Genomic DNA, 18,205 nt, shown 5'->3' on the forward strand with positions numbered 1-18,205 from the left:
CCTACGAGCGCTGCGATGGCCGCTTGGGCCGCGCCAACGGGTTCAAACCAAAAACCCTCGCCACCCGTGTCGGCCCCATCCAGTTCCGCGTCCCCCAGGTTCGCGACGGCGTGGACTTTTATCCCAGCGCTCTGGAAAAGGGCATCCGCAGCGAAAGAGCCCTCATGCTCTCCCTGGCCGAGATGTATGTCCAAGGCGTCTCCACCCGCAAAGTCACCAAAATCGTCGAGGAACTCTGCGGGCATTCCGTCAGTTCCACCCAGGTCAGCACCGCCGCCGCCAAACTCGATGCCGAACTCCAATCCTGGCGGGACCGCCCTCTGGGAAGCTGTTCCTACATGATCTTGGACGCCAGATACGAAAAGGTCCGGCAGGGCGGCCAGCTCTTGGACTGCGCCGTGCTCATCGCCATCGGGATCGGCCCCGATGGGAAACGCTCCGTTCTCGGCGTCAGCGCCGCCCTCAGCGAGGCCGAGGTTCACTGGCGCACCTTCCTTGCCTCCCTTCAATCCCGAGGGCTTCACGGCCTCACATTCATCGTCAGCGATGCCCATCCCGGCCTCGCCGCGGCCCGTGCCGCCGTCTTCCCCTCTGTTCCCTGGCAGCGTTGCCAGTTCCACCTCCAGCAGAACGCCCAAGCTTACGTTCCCCGTCTCGACATGCGCGCCAGCGTGGCCGCCGACATCCGCTCCATCTTCAACTGCCCGGATCTCCCTTCCGCCCAATCCCGGCTCTGTCATCTCGTCGCTTCCTACGCCAAATCCGCTCCGAAACTTTCCGCATGGATGGAGAAAAATATCCCGGAGGGCTTCGCCGTCTTCTCTCTCCCCCTCGCACACCAGCGCCGCATGCGCACAAGCAACGCCCTCGAACGCGTCAACCAAGAACTCAAGCGCCGAACCCGCGTCGCCTCCCTCTTTCCCAACGAGGCTTCCCTGCTCCGCCTCGTCTCCGCTCTCCTCTGCGAAATCAGCGAAGAGTGGCTCGCCGGAAAAATCTACCTCAACATGAACCCTGCTGACCTACCCCAAAATTAACCGCTAACTTTTACAGAAAAAAAATTGCGCCGCCGCTGCAAGTCACGGCTGCAGTTCCAGACGCACGTTGTCGAGCAGGATCACGGACTCGCCGCCGTCATTGGCCAACGGGGTGAACAAGATTTGGGGAGGTGCTTTCATGGGTCTATGGGAAAATCAACAGTAATCGATTGCATATAAATGACATTTCTGCCCCCCAGCAAGCAATATATTGCGCGTGCAAGTTCCACTGGAAAAGTTTCGTCAGCAGCCCGAGTGAATCCGCTCAAACTTCAGATATCGTAACTCGCACGCGATTCCAGTTTGCACGGCCCCATGGCGAAATTGAAAAATCCGACGAGGGCGAAAGGAAAATAGCGACGGTCTCGACTGCTTTCGTCGAGACTGAGGCATGTCTCTGTTGCATGACCATGTGCCGTCATGCGGAAAAGAGCCAATGTAAAACGCAGCTTGCGTTTCTTGAATGAGTGGCTAAGAGTGTCAAAATTATGCGCATTCCGTTGATAAATAGCGTGACCATCGCGATGATGGCCACCACCCCCGGACTTGTGGTTGCTGCGGCAGACACCAAGCCGAATGTGATCCTGATTCTGGCCGACGACCTTGGCTGGAGCGACACGACGCTTTTCGGAAAAACGAAGCTTTATCAGACCCCGAACATCGACCGTCTGGCCAAGCGCGGCATGACCTTCACCCGCGCCTACGCCGCCAGTCCGCTCTGCTCGCCGACGCGCGCCAGCATCATGACCGGGCTGAATCCCGCGCGTATCGGCATGACCGCCCCGGCCGGCCACGAGCAAGATGTCCGCTTGAAAGCCGGGGTTCCCGAGCAGGCAGCCCCCAACCGCAAGGCGACGGATCTTATTTCCGTCACCCGCCTCGACACCGAGTATTACACGCTCGGCGACATGATGAAGGCCAACGGATACGTCACCGGCCATTTCGGCAAGTGGCACTTGGGCGCCGAGCCCTACTCGCCCCTCGAGCAGGGATTCGACGTGGACATGCCGCACTGGCACGGACCGGGTCCCGCCGGAATGTTTGTGGCGCCGCCCTGGCATTACAAAACGATCAAGCCGCGCAAGCCGGGCGAGCACATCGAGGACCGCATGGCGGAGGAGGCGGCCGCCTTCATCGAAAAAAACAAGGACCGTCCGTTTTACCTCAATTTCTGGCAGTTCAGCGTGCATGCACCCTTCAACGCGAAGCCGGAGCTGGTGGAGAAATACCGCAAGCTCATCGATCCGAACGACCCCCAGCGCTCCCCGACCTATGCCGCCATGGTCGAGAGCATGGACGATGCCGTCGGCACCTTGCTCGACGCCCTCGACAAGAACGGCCTCGCCGGGAAAACCATCGTTATTTTCACCTCCGACAACGGCGGCAACATGTATGACGAGGTGGACGGCACCACGCCGACGAGCAACGCTCCCCTGCGCGGGGGCAAGGCCACCGTTTACGAGGGCGGCATCCGTGTCCCGTGGATCGTGGATTGGCCGGGGGTCGTGACGCCCGGCTCCCGTTCGGATGTGCCGGTCCAGACGACCGACATCTATCCGACTTTGCTCGGGATGCTCGGCATTGCCCCGCAGCCGGGCCAGACCTTCGACGGCACGAACATCGTTCCGGTCCTCGAAGGCGGCACGATTCCGCCGCGCCCGATTTTCACCTACTTCCCCCACTCTCCACCCGTTCCCGATTGGCTGCCGCCGAGCGTGGTGGTCCACGATGGCGACTGGAAACTCATCCGCCTGTTCCACGAAGGCGAAAACGGCGCACACGCCTGGCGCCTCTACAATTTGAAAGACGATATCGGCGAAACCAAAGACCTCGCCTCCGCCACGCCGGAAAAGGTCACCGAACTGGATGCCAAGATCGAAGCCTTCCTGGTGGACACCAAAGCGGTCCGTCCGATCCCCAACCCCGCTTTCGACCCCGCCAAATACAACCCGGAAAAGATCGGCATTGCCCCCAAGAAAAAGCCCAAAAACGCTCCACACAAAAACAAGAACCCCGCCTCCAAGGCCTCCAATGAATGACCCGAAACCGCCTCTCATGAAAACGCTGCTCCTCTTGCTTTTATCCGCCACGCCGGCGTTTTGCGCCGAAGGCACGACCTATGCCCGCTTTGTCCCCGAGCGAAAGGATGATTTCGCATGGGAGAACGACCTGGTGGCCTTCCGCACCTACGGTCCGGCCTTGCGCCAGGGCCCCGAGGACAGCGGGATCGACTGCTGGCTCAAGCGCGTCACCCACCCGATCATCGACAAATGGTATGAGGGAAACACCAAAGGGGTGAGCTACCACAAAGATCATGGCGAGGGATACGATCCTTACCATGTCGGCGGATCGCGCGGGTGCGGCGGCACGGCGCTGTGGGTGGACGGCGCGATGGTGACTTCGGACACCTTCACCGATTGGAAAATCCTCGAGCAGACGCCCGCCAAAACGGTCTTCGAACTCACCTACCAATACCCTGCCGTCGGCACCGGCGCCCCGATCCGGGAAGTCAAGCGCATCACCATCGTTCCCGGTCAGCGGTTTTTCCGTTCCGACTCCACTTTCACCCGCGACGGGCAGCCCGTGGCAGGATTGCCGGTGGCTATCGGCGTCACCACTCACGACGGCAAGGCCGCGCCCGCGCTCTCCCCCGAGAACCGCTGGGTTTCCTGCTGGGAGAAGATCGGCGACAGCGGCCTCGGCACGGGTGTCGTCCTCGCGCCCGGCTTTCCCATCGAGACCAAAGAATTGGCCGTGACCGAAAAAGACAAAAGCCACGCCCTGATCCTCACCGCGACAGACAGTCAGGGCCTTGTCACCTGCTATCCCGGCTACGGCTGGGAAAAAGCCGGCGTCATCACCACCCCCGAGGCGTGGGCCGGGGAACTCACGGCATTCTCCAAGTCGCTCCAATAAGCAATTCCATGAAAACACGCCACACCACCGATCCCGTCACCTTTTCGCGCATGACCACGCAGGAATTGCGCGACACATTTTTAATCGACTCCCTCTTCCGGCCCGGCGAGATCGAACTGGTTTATTGGGAGGCGGACCGCACGATCATCGGTTCGGCGGTGCCGACCTCGAACCCCATCGCCCTCGAAGCCTCGCAGAAGGAACTCGCGGCGGACTTTTTCCTCCAGCGCCGCGAGCTGGGTATCCTGAATATCGGCGGTCCCGGCTCGGTCGAAACCGACGAAGGCACCCATGCCCTCGCCAAGCTCGATGCCCTTTATGTCGGGCGCGGATCGAAAAAAGTGCTCTTTCGCAGCGACTCGCCGTCCGAACCGGCCAAGTTTTACCTGGTCAGTTATCCCGCGCACGCCGGCCATCCCACCACGCTCGTCCGTCCGGCGGAGGCCAACCGCCTGGAACTCGGCGATCCCGCCTCGGCCAACCGCCGCACCATCGTCCAGCAAATCCGCGAGGGCGGGGCGCGCAGCTGCCAGCTCGTGATGGGCTTCACCGAGTTGGCCACGGGAAGCGTGTGGAACACCATGCCTCCGCACACCCACCAGCGCCGCTCCGAGGTCTATCTTTATTTCGACCTCCCCGAGGACCAGGCGGTGATCCATCTTATGGGACCGGGACAGGAGACCCGCCATCTGGTTATGCGGAGCGGGCAGGTTGCCCTCTCGCCGATCTGGAGCATCCACTCCGGAGCCGGCACCTCGGCCTACCGCTTCTGCTGGGCCATGGGCGGCGAAAACCAGCGCTTTGATGACATGGACGGCATTCCGGTCGCGGCCCTCAAATAACCGCACATCGAAAAAAATCCGCCATGGGCAACATTCTCGAACAATTCCAACTCGGCGGCAAAGTTGCCATCGTCACCGGGGCCGGCCGGGGTCTGGGCCAAGGCATGGCTGTCGCCCTCGCCGAGGCCGGGGCCGACATCGTCGCCGTGCATGTTTCCGGCGCCGACGAAACCCGCCGGCGCATCGAGGCCCTCGGCCGTCGCTGCGTCACCTGCCAGTGCGACCTCGGCGAGGCGGGTGCCGCCGCCCGCATCACCTCGGAAACGCTCGCATCCTTCGGCCGCATCGACATCCTCGTCAACAATGCCGGCATCATCCGCCGCGCCGACTTCCTCGATTTTTCCGAGAAGGACTGGGACGACGTCATGAACGTCAACATCAAGGCCGTTTTCCTGCTCAGCCAGGCGGCCGCCCGCCAGATGGTCGCGCAGAACTCCGGCGGCAAAATCATCAACATCGCTTCCATGCTCTCCTTCCAGGGCGGCATTCGCGTGCCCTCCTACACGTCTTCCAAGAGCGCCGTGATGGGCCTCACGCGCCTGATGGCCTGCGAACTCGGACCCAAGGGCATCCAGTGCAACGCCATTGCGCCCGGCTACATGGAGACCGACAACACGACCGCGCTCCGCGCCGACCCCGTCCGCAACAAGGCCATCCTCGAGCGCATTCCGGCCGGACGCTGGGGAAACCCCGGTGATTTGGCCGGCGCGGTGGTTTTCCTCGCCTCTCCCGCTTCCGACTACGTCAACGGGTTCACCCTCGCGGTCGATGGCGGTTGGCTGGCCCGCTGAACTTCCCGCAACACTCCGCCAGTGACCCGACGCCCTCACATCTCCAGCTACCGGTGGATCATCTGCACCCTGCTGTTTTTCGCAACGACGGTCAATTACATCGACCGCCAGATTCTGTCTCTCCTCAAGCCCATTTTGGACGACCAGTTCCACTGGACGAACGCCCAGTTCGGCATGATCAACTCCGCCTTTCAAGCGGCCTACGGAATCGGGCTTTTCTTTTTCGGATGGTTCATCGACCGGTTCGGGACGAAGGTCGGTTTCGCGGTTTCCATCGCGTCGTGGAGCCTGGCGGCGCTCGGGCATGCGCTGGTCACAAGCATCGGCGGCTTTTTCGCCGCCCGCATCGCGCTCGGCCTCGGCGAGGGCGGCAATTTCCCCGCCGCGGTCAAAGCCGTCGCGCAATGGTTCCCCCAACGGGAGCGGGCGCTGGCGACCGCGCTGTTCAACTCCGGCTCGAATGTGGGAGCCATCATCGCCCCCGCGGTCGTTCCTTGGGTGGCATACGCCTTCGGCTGGCAGTGGGCGTTTGTCTTTGCCGGACTTGCCGGCTTCGTCTGGATCGCCGCCTGGCTTCCTCTCTACGGTGCACCGGAGACGCTGGACCGCGTCTCGGCGGCCGAACGGGAGCACATCCTCGGCGACCAAACCGCGGTCCCGCAGGAAACCTCCGCCCCGTTGGGCTTCCGGCAGGTTCTCCACTACCGCAAAGCATGGTCGTTTATCGTCTGCAAGTTCCTCACCGATCCGGTCTGGTGGTTTTTCCTCATCTGGCTCCCGGATTTTTTCAAGAAGACCCGCGGGCTCGACATCAAAAGCAGCTGGCTTCTGCTTGTCACGATCTACGCCATCGTCACCGTCCTGAGCATCGCCCTTGGCTGGCTGCCCGGCTACCTCGCCGCCCGCGGCATGGCGCCTTCCCGCGCCCGAAAAATCGGGCTTTTCGTGCCGGCGATCCTGGTGCTGCCGATCCTCGCGGTGAGCCTGGCCGGCAACTGGACCGCCGTGATTTTGATCGGGCTTGCCGGAGCCGCGCACCAGGCGTGGTCCGCCAACCTTTTTTCGACGGTCTCCGACATGTTTCCGAAAACCGCCGTCGCCACGCTCACCGGGATCGGAGGCATGGCCGGCTCCATCGGCGGCATCCTCTTCCCGATCGCGTGCGGGGTGATTCTGGACCGGTTTCCCGACCAGGGATACACGTTCCTGTTCGGCATCTGCGGGCTCGCATACATCGTGGCCTTCGCGGTCAACCAGATGCTCGCTCCCAATTTCGATCCGGTGAAAATCCGCGCCGCTTCCTGACCGCGGTTTCCATTGTCGGATGCGGATGGCGGCGACGGGTTGCGCGCAGGCAGAACGCTCCGCTCCGTGGAAAAGGTAAAATTATGGAAGCTTTCATAATTGGCATCACCCCGCGCCTATCGGCTTGCCAAGGCGGGGCACGCAGGGGAAACTAAAGCATGTCTCGGCGTTCGCGAAGCTATCCAAAGGCGCTTACCATAGCCGGAGCCCTCGCCTACTGGGCCGCACCGGCCACCGCCCAACAAATCGAAAACCCCAGCTTCGAGTTTCCGTCAGCCATTCAGAAGCCCATTTTGGCCGCCCCATCGGAGAGCCTTAAGGGCTCGGGATGGGCTTGGGGGCATTCTTCCGGAATCGTCCGCCAGAAGGCGGGTCTGGCGAAAGACGTGACTGCATACGAAGGATCGCAGATGGCCTTCGTGCGCGGAGATCGGAAGAAAAGCCAGCTGCCGGATAAATCGCCGCAACACATGTTCAGTGGCGTCATCTCCGGGCTGACCCCGGGAAACCAGTATGAAGTCCAATGGGCGCAGGCGGGTCGCAGACTCGATACGGGTGCCGGGGCTCTCACGGTCATCTTGCGGGAAAAGAGCGATGCCCCGGGCAAGAAACCGGTTTATCTCCAGCGCGCCGAACCCGTGACCAACAAGGATGAATGGGTCGTCACAAAGCACACTTTCACCGCCACATCACCGGAGATGTCCCTGACCTTCGTTCACGTCATCCCGGCGTCGGCCGCAGCCGGCGCCACCGGCGATGAAACCACCTTCATCGACGCGGTTCAGGTGACCCCGGTCACGAAACCGGCCGCCCAGTAATACCAACCTCCCTTCGCAAACAGACTTCCTGCGGGCGGGAAGACCCCGTGGCACTGGCAGCCTTGCCAATGCCACATCCGGCAGCGCCGCCCCAGCGCAGGAGAGAAGCCGGTGGGCAAGGGCCTTGGCCAGCGGGCCATATCCACTCTGTTCCTGTTCGCCTGTGATTTCGCATCGGCACAGGCGGGACGTCCGTTCCCCCTGATTTCGCAGGCTTCGAAAAGCTCGGCGTCTGACGCCAGCGTTCGCCGATAAAAGAACGAGTGGGCAGCTAAAGGCCGCCCACCCGCGATGAAAAGCAAATGTGTTGTGGTCTTCGCCAGGTCGATGCCGGCCAATCAGCGGCGGCGGCGACGAATCACATGCGCACCCAAACCGGCTGCTGCCACAGCGAGCAAAGCGTAGGTGGAAGGTTCGGGAACCACCTCCAAGGCGAGCACGCCGTCGGCTTCCGTGAAAGTCCAGTTGTTGGTAAGAGAGCCACTCAAGTAGCTGGCACTCCATGTCCCAAAACTATTAGTCAGTGAACCTGTGTAGAGGCCGGCCAAGGTAACACTGTCGAAGTCTCCCCCGAAAGAATCAGCATCGAAGAGGTTGAAATTATAAACACCAGCTCCGAATGGGACTCCACTGAGGTCAAATACCAAACTTCCGCCATAAGTCAGAAGGCCACCGACATCGATCGCATCAAAGTCGGTGCCGCGGACAAAGCTGGTGCCAGCAACGATTTCCATCGTGGTCACCGCGGTGTTACTGAGCGTCAGGTCGCTAGTGAAGGTCAGCAGGCCGGGGCTGTTGCCGGGTGCCAGGTTGCCGCTGATGGTGGTAGCGCCACCAATGATGCCAGAGCCGCCCAGGGTCGCGCCGGAGGCGACGGTGAGAGTATTTGTTGCTCCGGACATGTCGCCGTTGACCAGCAAGCCGCCCGCGCTCACCGTGGTGGTGCCGGTGTAGCTGTTGGTGCCGGTGAGGGTAATTGTGCCAGATGCCTGCTTGGTGAAGGTTCCGCTGCCCGAGATGTTGTTGGCCACAGTAGCCGAGCCGGTGCGGTTGAAGACCAGGGCCGCGTTGTTGGTCACGGCGCCCAGGCCAAGCCGGCCGGTCGAACCGCCATTGCCCACCTGCACCGTGCCGGCGGAAATCGTTGTAGTGTCGTAATCGTTGCCATCGTTGAGGAGGACGAGCGCTCCAGCGCCGATTTTGGTGAAGCCACGGGTCCCCGCACCGTCAGTGACGATCGAACCGATGGCGAGGTCGCCCACGGTTTCGATCACCGCGCCGTCGGCATTGATCCAGACCGTGTTTTTGTTGCCGGTGCCGTCGATGGTGGCCGTGTTCGAGCTCGAGTTCATGAGCTTGGCACCGACGGCGGCGAGCTGACTGGCCTCGTAGGACCCGGCGGCGACGGTCTGGCCGTTCAGGTCATAGACGCCGGAGTTGAGGATGTAACCCGCACCGTTGTTGACGGATACCGAGGCGCCGGCAAGTTGAAGGGTGCCGGCGCTGACGGTGACCGTCCCCAAGGTGTGCGTGTTGGTCCCGCCGAGCGTGAATGTGCCAGTGCCGTTTTTGGTCAGGTTGAGATTGCCGGTCGAGGCCTTGCCCAGCAAACCGGTAAAGGTGCTGGACCCATTGTCGTTGTTGACCGTGAGCAAGTAGTCCGTCGCCGTGGTGTTGAGGATGGTGCCCGCACCGGAGAGCGCGCCAATCACGTTGTTTTTCTGAACGTCGAGGAGGCCGCCGGCGTTCACGGTGACGGCGGTGGTCGTTCCGATCGAGTTACCGCTACTCCGGGTCACGACCATGGCGTTACTGTTGATGACCAACCCGCCCGTGGCGGCCAAGGCCGCACCGGCGGAAGTCGAGTTGAGATCCAGCGTGCCGGAATTGACCGTGGCCACGCCGCTGAGCGAGGTCTGGCTGGTTCCGCCGCCCATCGTGAGCGTGCCGGTGCCGTTCATCGTGAGATCGCGGCGGCTCTGCCAGTTCGGCAGGACCACGTTGCCCGCACCGGTGACGAACAGGTCGCGGGTGCCGGTTTGGCCGGAGATGTTGGTGATGGTGAGCGTGCCGGCCTGGGCGTCGATGTTGTAGCGGGTGCCGCCCGCTCCGACATCAAGCGCCAGAGAGTTGTCACCCGACCGGTTGCGCAGCGCGACGTTGGCGTTTGCCGAGTCCCGCCCTTGCACCGAGAGGGTGCGAGCGAGGGTGATGTTGTTCTCCAGTTCCACCACGCTGGTCCGGACGCCGCCGAGGATGCTGAGCGGCTCGGTGTTGTCGCTGCCGAAGGAGTTGGCATTGTTGGCCCGCACGGTGAGGTTATTCCCGATGTTGATCTCCTTGGCGGCGGTGCCGCGGTCGCCATTGAGGATCAGGAGCGATGTGGCCACATCGGTGCCGTCGATGAAGTTGATGTTAGCGGTGCTCGCGCCCGTCCAAGCACCGGTGAATTCGACCGTTGAGCCGTCGATGGTGTAAGTCTTTTCTCCCGAGCCCCAGTTGACGCCACCGTTGAACGTGAGTTTGCCGGAGCCGGCGCCGCCGAGGTAGTTCGCCGTGGCGGCCGACGCACCGCCAAAGGTGATGGCGTTGCCGATCACCCGGTCGCTGCCGTTCGACCGCAGACGCGCCACCTCGCCGGCGGTGTCCGCCCTGAGGTTGACCGTGCCGGTGCCGAAGGCGCTGTCGTGTCCGGCAACCAACGTGCCGAGGTCGATATTCACGCCTCCGGAGAACGTGTTGCTGCCCGACAAGATCAGCGTGCCGGCATCGCTCTTGATGACCGAAACGGTGCCTGTATTGTTGTTGGCAATCACACCCGAGATGGTGTTGTTTCCGGTGTTAGTTCCACGCAGCGTGAGCGTGCGGTTCGCGGCGGCGGTGCCCACGGAGTTAAAAGCGGCATTGTCGAACGTGAGGGTGCCGCCCCCGTTGTTGGCGATCGTCCCGCCTCCAGCGTCACTCGTGCCAGTCCCATTCCCGACCACGACTTGGCGGCTGACCACTGTGTTACTCGACCCCACGAACTCCAGCACACCGCTCGTGGTCGTTTGCCCGAGGCGGATGGCCGACGCACCGGTGCCGAAGTTGTTGGCGGCACTGAACCGCAGGGTGCCGTTGTTGACAAGGACACTGCCCGCGAAGGCAGCAGTGTTGTCCGCCGACAGGGTAGCGGTCGCCGTGCTTTCGTTGACGCCGACAGCAGCAATGTTGCCAAGCGTCGCCTTCACATCCCAAAGACCCGTTCCTGTGAAATACAAGTTCGCATTGTGAGAGCCGCCTCTGGTGATCGTGACGTTCTCATGGAGAGTGGCCGTCTGGGAAGAATCACTGTCGAAGAAGTAATTCAAATTTCCGCTAGCTTCACTGCCCAACACGAGTTGCACTGGATTCGCCGTGCCCGCAGCGCAAGCGTGAACGCTCCAGCACCACTCGCGATTTTGATGCCATAGGTCGTGGTGTCGTCGATGCGGATGGTTTGTTGCGTAGCACTCGAGTTGTTGATCGTGAGATTGCCAGTCTGCGTGTTCGTCATCGTGATCCCGAGGCCAGTAGAGCCCCCAAAGGCAGCACCAAAGGTGAGGCTGAGATCGCCACCGACCGTGCCGTCAAATAGCGCGATGCTTGTATTGCCGGGCACCGCATCGCCGGACCAGTTCAATGCGGTGAGAAGATCCGACGTGCTTGCACCGGCATCCCACGTGCGGGTTGTTTGCGCGAGAGCACTGCTTGCGGCAAGCAGTAGAAGCGACGTGACAACAAGAAGGGATTTGGGGCGGGTTTCTTGAGGGGTCATATACAAGGATTTCTAACCCAGAAAGAAATCGTGTCAACTACTTATCGCAAAATTTTCCACACAAAAACTTTTCCGATTTTTTCCTCCGTCTGCGAAGCGACGCCGGTCGCCATAGGGCGATGCTGTCATGCGGGGCTGGAGCACAATCTACTGGGTTGCCGAGGCGCGGAAATTCATGGGCGCGGCACCAGAAGCCATGACCATCTGCCCATACCGATAATACCCGGGCGTTTTGATGCGGATATGAGCCCAAGCCACGCACTCGGACCACGGATCACACCGGTGGCACGGATGGGTTCCGCCAGGAACGCCGTGGCTGAAGCGGGAAGAATGCGAGGCCCGTTCCGCCCCTCCATCAACTTTGGAACCTGTCCCGGAATCTCTTCGGGCTGGTTATGACACACATGCCACGGGATCCGCGGCGGGTGCGGGATCAGGCCTGCGGTGCGGGGCTGCGGCGGCGCCAGCGCCAGAAGGCGAGGCCGGCCAGCAGCGCGGCGGAAGCCCAGGTGCCCGGCTCGGGCACCGGCTCGCCGCCCCCGTTGTAAGTCAGGTAAAGACCCGTGCCACCGTCACGCAGCTCCAAGGCAAACAATCCGGTGATCGTGTCCTGGAAGTTGGCCGTGTTGATGTTGAAGTAGCTCGGGGTGATGTAGGATCCGTTGATGGCGGTCCCCGCTTCGAGAATCTTCCAGGCGTAAACACCCGTGGGCGACCAGTTGGTCAGCGAACCGTAGGTGGTGGTGCTCGACATCGAGTAGAGGTTGATATTGAAGAGCGGCGAGCCGGTGAGATTGGTGAGGTTGAGCGATCCGGTCACGCTGAGCAAATCCCAGTCGGTGCCCGCCGTCCCCTCGCCCGGCAAGCGGAAGACTTCCCAGTCGTAGCTGCCGCCGTTGTTCCAGGTGAGATCCCCGTTGATGGTGAGAGTTCCCGGCGAGTTGCCCGGGGTGATGGTTGCGCCGGAGGCGACGACCGTGGAGCCGACCGTGCCGCCGCCGCCCAAGGCGCCGCCGCTGTTGATCGTGACGGTGCTGTTGGTGGCGAGCGATCCATTGACGACGAGTTTGCCGGCTTCGATCGTCGTGGCTCCGGTGTAAGTGTTGGAAGCCGTGAGAGTGAGTGTGCCCGCGCTCTGCTTGGCGATGCCGCCCGAGCCGCTGACAACACCGGAGGAGGAACCTCCGCGCAAGGCAACGGTCACACCGTTGGAGACGGCGATGTTGCCTCCGCTGAAGTTGGTCACGACCAAGCCCGCCGCGTTGGCGTTGACGGTGCCGCCGGAGAGAGCGGCCACGCTCGCATTGCTTCCCGAAACGTTGAGCGTGCCGCCGCTGGCTTGGTTGACGGTCACGCCGCTGCCGCTGACATTGACGGTGGCGCTGCCGCTGACTTCGGCGATGGTGCTGTCGTTGCCGCCAATATCGGTAGTGCCGTCGGTCGCCACCACATCGCTGAGTTGCCCCGTGCTCAGGATGGTGCCGCCATTGTTCACAATCTGGTTGGCCACGACAAAGTTGGTGAGGTTGAGCGTGGTGCCCGAACCGACCGTGATCGAGCCGGAGCCGAAGGCATTGGTATGGCCGGCGGTCAGCCAACCGCCGTTCAAGAATGTGCCGCCGCCGTAGGTGTTCACACCGGAGAGGGTGAGCGTGCCGGTGCCGATTTTGATGAGGGCGCCATTGGAAAGCACCCCGCTGTAAGTCGTGCTCGCGTTGTTGTTGCCGATGCTGAGCGTGCGGGTGAGCATGTCGAGATTGCGCGATCCGGAGAGTCCGCCAAGGGTGGAATTTTGCCCGATCGCCGTCACCGTGCCGGCATCGGCCGCGTCGAGGTTCAGGGTCGAGTTTTGCAGTGCCGTGGCGCTGCCGATCGATAGGCCACCGGCCGCAAGCCGCGTCTCGCCCCCGTAGCTGTTGTTCGCGCCCGAGAGCGTGAGGACGCCGGCACCGGTCTTGGTGAAGCCGCGGCGAGTTGCGGCCGAACCGTTGTCGTTGATGGTCGAACTGATGGTGAGATCGCCGACCGTGTCGATGACCGCGCCGGCGGCGTTGATCCAGATGTTGTTCTTGCCGCCAGTGCCGTCAATCAAGGCCGCGGTCGCGCTCGAGTTCATCAGCTTGGCGTTGGCCGCCCAGAACGGGCTGGACTCATAAGACCCGGCGGCGACGGTCTGCCCGTTCACGTCATAGACGCCGGAGTTGAGGATATAACCCGCGCCGTTGTTGACGGATACCGAGCCACCGGCGAGTTGGAGGGTGCCGGAAGCAGCGACCGAAATATTATTGGTGGATGAGATAAGACCGCCGGCCAAAACGAGGGTGCCGGCGCTGACGGTGGTCGCCCCCAAGTTGTGCGTGTTGGTCCCGCCGAGCGTGAATGTGCCAGTGCCGTTTTTGGTCAGGCTGAGATTGCCGGTCGAGGTCTTGCCCAGCAAACCGGTAAAGGTGCTGGACCCGTTATCGTTGTTCACGGTGAGCGTGTAGTCCGTGGCGGTCGTGTTGCGGATGGTGCCCGCACCGGAGAGCGCGCCAATCGTGTTGGTTTTCTGAACGTCGAGGAGGCCGCCGGCGTTCACCGTGACGGCGGTGGTTGTGCCGATCGAGGTGCCGGCATTCCGGGTCACCACCGTGCCGCCACTATTGATCACGAGCCCGCCCGTGGCGGCCAAGGCCCCAGTGCCGGAAGCCGCGTTGAGATCCAGCGTGCCGGAGTTGACGGTGGCCACGCCGGTGAGCGAGGACTGGTTGGCTCCCCCACCCATGGTCAGAGTGCCGGTGCCGTTCATGGTTAGGTTGCTACGGCTGTTCCAGTTAGGCAGGACCACGTTGCCCGCACCGGTGACGAACAGGTCGCGGGCGCCGGTCGAGCCACTTACCGAGGAAATGGTGAGCGTGCCGGCCTGCGAGTCGATGTTGTAGCGGGTGCCGGTGGAGCCGACGCTGAGGGCAAGGGAGTTGTTGCCCGCAAGGTTGCGCAGCGCGACATTCGCATTGTTTGTATCCCGGCCCTGCACGGTGAGGGTGCGCGCCAGGGTGATGTCGTTGGTCAATTCCACCACGCTGGTGTTGGCACCGCCGAGGATGCTGAGCGGCTGGGTGTTGTCGCTGCCGAAGGAGTTGGCATTGTTGGCCCGCACGGTGAGACCGTTGCCGATGTTGATCTTCTTGGCGGCGGTGCCGCGGTCGCCATTGAGGATGAGGAGCGACGTGGCCACCCCGGTGCCGTCGATGGTGTTGGTGTTCGCGGTGCTCACACCGGTCCACGCACCGCCGAACTCCACGGTCGAGCCGTCCACGGTATAGGTCTTCGAACCGGTGCCCCATTCGACGGCACCGTTGAGCGTGAGCTTTCCGGAGCCGGAGCCGCCGAGGTAGTTCGCTTGGGCAGTCGAATTCCCGCCGAAGGTGATGGCGTTGGCGAGGATGCGATCCGTGCCGTCCGATCGCAAACGCGCCACTTCGCCGGCGGCATTTGCCCTCAGGTTGACCGTGCCGGTGCCCAAGGCGTTGTCATTGCCGACAACCAAGGTGCCGAGATCGATGAATACGCCGCCGCTGAAGGTGTTGTTCCCCGAGAGGGTGAAGGTGCCGTTGCCGCTTTTGGTGAGAGCAAGCGTGCCGGTGGAACCTTGCTCGATCACACCGCTGAAAGTGCCAGAGTTGCTGTCGCTCTCGACGGTGTTCGTGTAGTTGGAGGCGGTGGTATTGCGGATGGTGCCCGCGCCGGAGAGCACGCTGAAGGTATTGGCTTTTTGGATGTCGATGAGGCCGCCGGCGTTCACGGTGACCGCCGTGTTGGTGCCGATGGAGGTCCCGGTCCCGCGGGTGACCACTGTGCCGCCACTGTTGATGACAAGGCCATTGGTGGCAGCCAAGGCGGCGTTGGTTGATGTCGCATTGAGATCCAGCGTGCCGGAATTGACCGTGGCCACGCCGCTGAGCGCGGTCGCTTCGGTGCCACCGCCCATGGTCAGGGTGCCGGTGCCGTTCATGGTGATGTCTTCGCGGCTGTTCCAGTTCGGCAGGACCACGTTGCCCGCACCGGTGACGAACAGGTCGCGGGCGCCGGTCGAGCCACTTACCGAGGAAATAGTGAGCGTGCCGGCCTGCGAGTCGATGTTGTAGCGGGTGCCGGTGGAGCCGACGCTAAGGGCAAGAGAGTTGCTGCCCGCAAGGTTGCGCAGCGCGACATTCGCATTGTTTGTATCCCGGCCCTGCACGGTGAGGGTGCGCGCCAGGGTGATGTCGTTGGTCAATTCCACCACGCTGGTGTTGGCGCCGCCAAGGATGCTGAGCGGCTCGGTGTTGTCGCTGCCGAAGGAGTTGGCATTGTTGGCCCGCACAGTCAGACCGTTTCCAATATTGATCTCCTTGGCGGCGGCGCCACGGTTACCATTGAGGATCATGATCGATGTGGCCACCCCGGTGCCGTCGATGGTGTTGATGTTCGCGGTGCTCGCCCCTGTCCACGCACCGCCGAACTCCACGGTGGAGCCGTCGATGGTGTAGGTTTTCGAACCAGTGCCCCAGTTGACGCCACCGTTGAGCGTGAGCTTGCCGGAGCCGGCGCCGCCGAGGTAGTTCGTCGACGAACTGTCGCCGCCGAACGTCAAGGCGTTGGCGAGGATGCGATCCGTGCCGTCCGATTGCAATCGAGCCGTCACACCGCCGGTGGCGCGGAGGTTGATCGTGCTGGAGCCACCAGCGTTGTCATTGCCGACAACGAGCGTGCCCTGCTGGATCAACGTCGTGAGCGAGGAGGCGAAGTTGTTGCTGCCCGAAAGAACCAGAGTGCCCTGCTGGATCGTCGTCGCACCCGTGTAGGTGTTGTTGCCCGAGAGAATCCACTTGCCCGCATCCGTCTTCGTGACGGCCACCGTGGCGCCTGAGTTGTCCACAATCACGCCCGAGATCGTGTTGCTTCCGGTGTTGGTGCCACGCAGGGTGAGAGTGCGGTTGGCTGCGGCAGTGCCCGCTTGGTTGAAAGTGGCATTGTTGAAGGTGAGCGTGCCCGAACCGTCGTTTTGAACGGTGGCACTTCCGTTGTTGCCTGCAGCACTTCCGTTGCCGACCGAGATCTGGCGGCTAATGATGGTGTCGCCGGAACCGGTATACCGCAGCGCTCCGTCGGTGGTCGTTTGCCCGAGGCGGATCGCGGTCGCGCCGCTGCCCAAGGCGCTCGCCGACGTGAACGCCAAAGTGCCCTCATTGACGTAGAGATTGAAAGCATTACCGGTGTTGTTACCCGACAGAAGCAGGGTGCCGGTCCCTGCTTTCGCCCGGTCCCCGGCACCCGTGATCGTATTGGCAAACTCCGCTGTGATGCCGGTTACCGTGATGGTTTTTGCGCTGGAGCCACCGGTGACGGCGCCGCTAAAAGTCAGATTGCCGGTTCCGACGCTGCCAAAGGTTGCATCAGTTCCAAGGGTCAAAGCATTGGTAATCGTTCGTGCGTTAGCGTCCGATGACCTGACCGTCAACGACGTTGTCGTGTTGAGGTTCAACGCTCCAGACCCCAGTGCGTTGTTGTTCCCGATGGCAAGCGTGCCTCCTCCGACTCTGACACCACCTGTGAACGCGTTGCTCGCGGACAGCGTCACGGTGCCCGCTTCTACTCTCAGCAAACCCGCAGACAGGTTGCTGACAACACCCTTCACGTTCCAATCGCCCGCGTTGAAATACATCGTGGCATCGTGGCTACCACCCCGGGTGATCGTGACATTCTCCTCTATGGTGGCGGTATTGGCCGAGTTGTTGGCAAAGTAGTAGTTCAGCGCTGAGGAACCTTGGCCCAAAGCCAACAGGATCGGGTTGGCTGACCCAGCTGCACCGATGGTGAGCGGGCCCGCCCCGCTGGCGATCTGAATGCCGCCTACACTTGCGCTGGTGCTGTTGACGATCCGAAGCGTCTGCTGGGCCGAAGCCGAGTTGGTAATGTTGACGGCGCTGGTTTGACTGGCACCGAGAACCAATCCGACACCGAAGTTCCCACCGAAGGCTGACCCGAAGCTAAGGTTGAGCGTGCCGGCGACGGTTCCATCGAACAAGGCATCCTGACGCCCAGTTGCCGTGGCGTTCGTGCTGGCCGGCAACGTATCGCCGGACCAGTTATTCGAAGTGGTCAGGACGCTTGTGGCGGCACCATTGTCCCACGTGCGGGTTGTTTGCGCGAGAGCACTGCTTGCGGCGGCCAGAAGAAAAGCCGAGGTGACGACGCGGAGGGACCTAACGCTTTTGGAGCATTTCATGTTTTGGGGGGAGTTGGATAAAAGGTTTTCTAAACCGGAAGCAAACGCTGTCAACTACTTTTCGCACAAAATTTTTATGAAAGGTTTCGTTGTCTTTTGCACGGGTGCGAAGAGTTATGAGACGCCTGGAGATGCAACGGGGAAGCAGACAGGTAGTCAGGCAAACCAAAGAAGTGTTGGCGCGTTTTTTCTGACCCCCGGCCAGCTGCGCCGCCATGCCCCTGCGCCACGCCGCCAAGTTCCGGGACAGGTTCTAATGCTCGCCATTCGCAGCAAAATCGTTTAATGACCTCGCACCAACAACAACCGCAACCAATCCCGATCATGAAAACAAACGATCCTTCGGCCTACGGCCCGGCAAAAGAACACTACGCGACTTTGGGCGTCGATACGGAGCGCGCCTTGGAAGTTCTGGCCGCGACGCCGATCTCCCTTCACTGCTGGCAAGGG

11 protein-coding genes are annotated in these 18,205 nt (G+C 62.1%); 8 read left to right on the forward strand and 3 right to left on the reverse strand.

Annotated features, from left to right (window positions below):
* The 7 genes from FGM15_11990 to FGM15_12020 form a co-directional block, all read left to right on the forward strand.
* Window positions 1-1,037: IS256 family transposase (locus FGM15_11990; protein MBU3666578.1), on the forward strand; the 1,037-nt coding region annotated here is incomplete at its 5' end.
* Between the two features lie 488 nt (window positions 1,038-1,525).
* Complete coding sequence (locus tag FGM15_11995; GenBank protein ID MBU3666579.1) at window positions 1,526-3,076, forward strand: sulfatase; 1,551 nt, start codon at window positions 1,526-1,528, stop codon at window positions 3,074-3,076.
* Complete coding sequence (locus FGM15_12000; GenBank protein MBU3666580.1) at window positions 2,904-3,953, forward strand: DUF4861 domain-containing protein; 1,050 nt, start codon at window positions 2,904-2,906, stop codon at window positions 3,951-3,953. The genes FGM15_11995 and FGM15_12000 overlap by 173 nt, the downstream gene beginning before the upstream one ends.
* Before the next feature lie 8 nt (window positions 3,954-3,961).
* Window positions 3,962-4,795 (forward strand): 5-dehydro-4-deoxy-D-glucuronate isomerase, encoded by an 834-nt coding sequence (gene kduI, locus FGM15_12005; GenBank protein ID MBU3666581.1) that lies wholly within the window; start codon window positions 3,962-3,964, stop codon window positions 4,793-4,795.
* Window positions 4,796-4,818: 23 nt separating this feature from the next.
* Window positions 4,819-5,586 carry a 2-dehydro-3-deoxy-D-gluconate 5-dehydrogenase KduD gene (gene kduD, locus FGM15_12010; GenBank protein MBU3666582.1) on the forward strand — a complete coding sequence of 256 codons (768 nt, stop codon included), beginning with the start codon at window positions 4,819-4,821 and terminating at the stop codon, window positions 5,584-5,586.
* A 21-nt stretch (window positions 5,587-5,607) separates the two neighbouring features.
* On the forward strand, window positions 5,608-6,891 hold the full coding sequence (locus tag FGM15_12015) for an MFS transporter (protein ID MBU3666583.1): 1,284 nt from the start codon (window positions 5,608-5,610) through the stop codon (window positions 6,889-6,891).
* A 158-nt stretch (window positions 6,892-7,049) separates the two neighbouring features.
* The gene (locus FGM15_12020) at window positions 7,050-7,709 is read left to right on the forward strand and encodes a hypothetical protein (GenBank protein ID MBU3666584.1); all 660 of its coding nucleotides are present in this window, start codon (window positions 7,050-7,052) and stop codon (window positions 7,707-7,709) included.
* A gap of 338 nt (window positions 7,710-8,047) precedes the next feature.
* Here FGM15_12020 and FGM15_12025 read toward each other — a convergent pair whose 3' ends face one another.
* The 3 genes from FGM15_12025 to FGM15_12035 all read right to left on the reverse strand — a co-directional run bounded on the left by FGM15_12025 (window position 8,048) and on the right by FGM15_12035 (window position 17,755).
* A complete protein-coding gene (locus FGM15_12025; GenBank protein MBU3666585.1) occupies window positions 8,048-11,095 on the reverse strand; it encodes a PEP-CTERM sorting domain-containing protein in 3,048 nt (1,015 codons plus the stop codon).
* Window positions 11,056-11,505, reverse strand: coding sequence for a hypothetical protein (locus FGM15_12030; GenBank protein ID MBU3666586.1), 450 nt, complete (start codon window positions 11,503-11,505; stop codon window positions 11,056-11,058). The genes FGM15_12025 and FGM15_12030 overlap by 40 nt, the downstream gene beginning before the upstream one ends.
* 433 nt (window positions 11,506-11,938) lie before the next feature.
* The gene (locus FGM15_12035) at window positions 11,939-17,755 is read right to left on the reverse strand and encodes a hypothetical protein (GenBank protein MBU3666587.1); all 5,817 of its coding nucleotides are present in this window, start codon (window positions 17,753-17,755) and stop codon (window positions 11,939-11,941) included.
* A 324-nt stretch (window positions 17,756-18,079) separates the two neighbouring features.
* Between FGM15_12035 and FGM15_12040 the strand changes: the two genes are divergently transcribed.
* Window positions 18,080-18,205: L-rhamnose isomerase (locus tag FGM15_12040; GenBank protein MBU3666588.1), on the forward strand; the 126-nt coding region annotated here is incomplete at its 3' end.

This window comes from Chthoniobacterales bacterium (assembly GCA_018883245.1).
Lineage (GTDB): Bacteria > Verrucomicrobiota > Verrucomicrobiia > Chthoniobacterales > JACTMZ01 > JACTMZ01.

Excerpts from the sequence above, each read along its gene's own strand:
- FGM15_11995 (MBU3666579.1), top strand. The coding sequence starts at position 1,526 with ATGCGCATTCCGTTGATAAATAGCGTGACCATCGCGATGATGGCCACC.
- FGM15_12000 (MBU3666580.1), top strand. The coding sequence starts at position 2,904 with ATGCCAAGATCGAAGCCTTCCTGGTGGACACCAAAGCGGTCCGTCCGA.
- kduI (MBU3666581.1), top strand. The coding sequence starts at position 3,962 with ATGAAAACACGCCACACCACCGATCCCGTCACCTTTTCGCGCATGACC.
- kduD (MBU3666582.1), top strand. The coding sequence starts at position 4,819 with ATGGGCAACATTCTCGAACAATTCCAACTCGGCGGCAAAGTTGCCATC.
- FGM15_12020 (MBU3666584.1), top strand. The coding sequence starts at position 7,050 with ATGTCTCGGCGTTCGCGAAGCTATCCAAAGGCGCTTACCATAGCCGGA.
- FGM15_12030 (MBU3666586.1), bottom strand. The coding sequence starts at position 11,505 with ATGACCCCTCAAGAAACCCGCCCCAAATCCCTTCTTGTTGTCACGTCG.
- FGM15_12035 (MBU3666587.1), bottom strand. The coding sequence starts at position 17,755 with ATGAAATGCTCCAAAAGCGTTAGGTCCCTCCGCGTCGTCACCTCGGCT.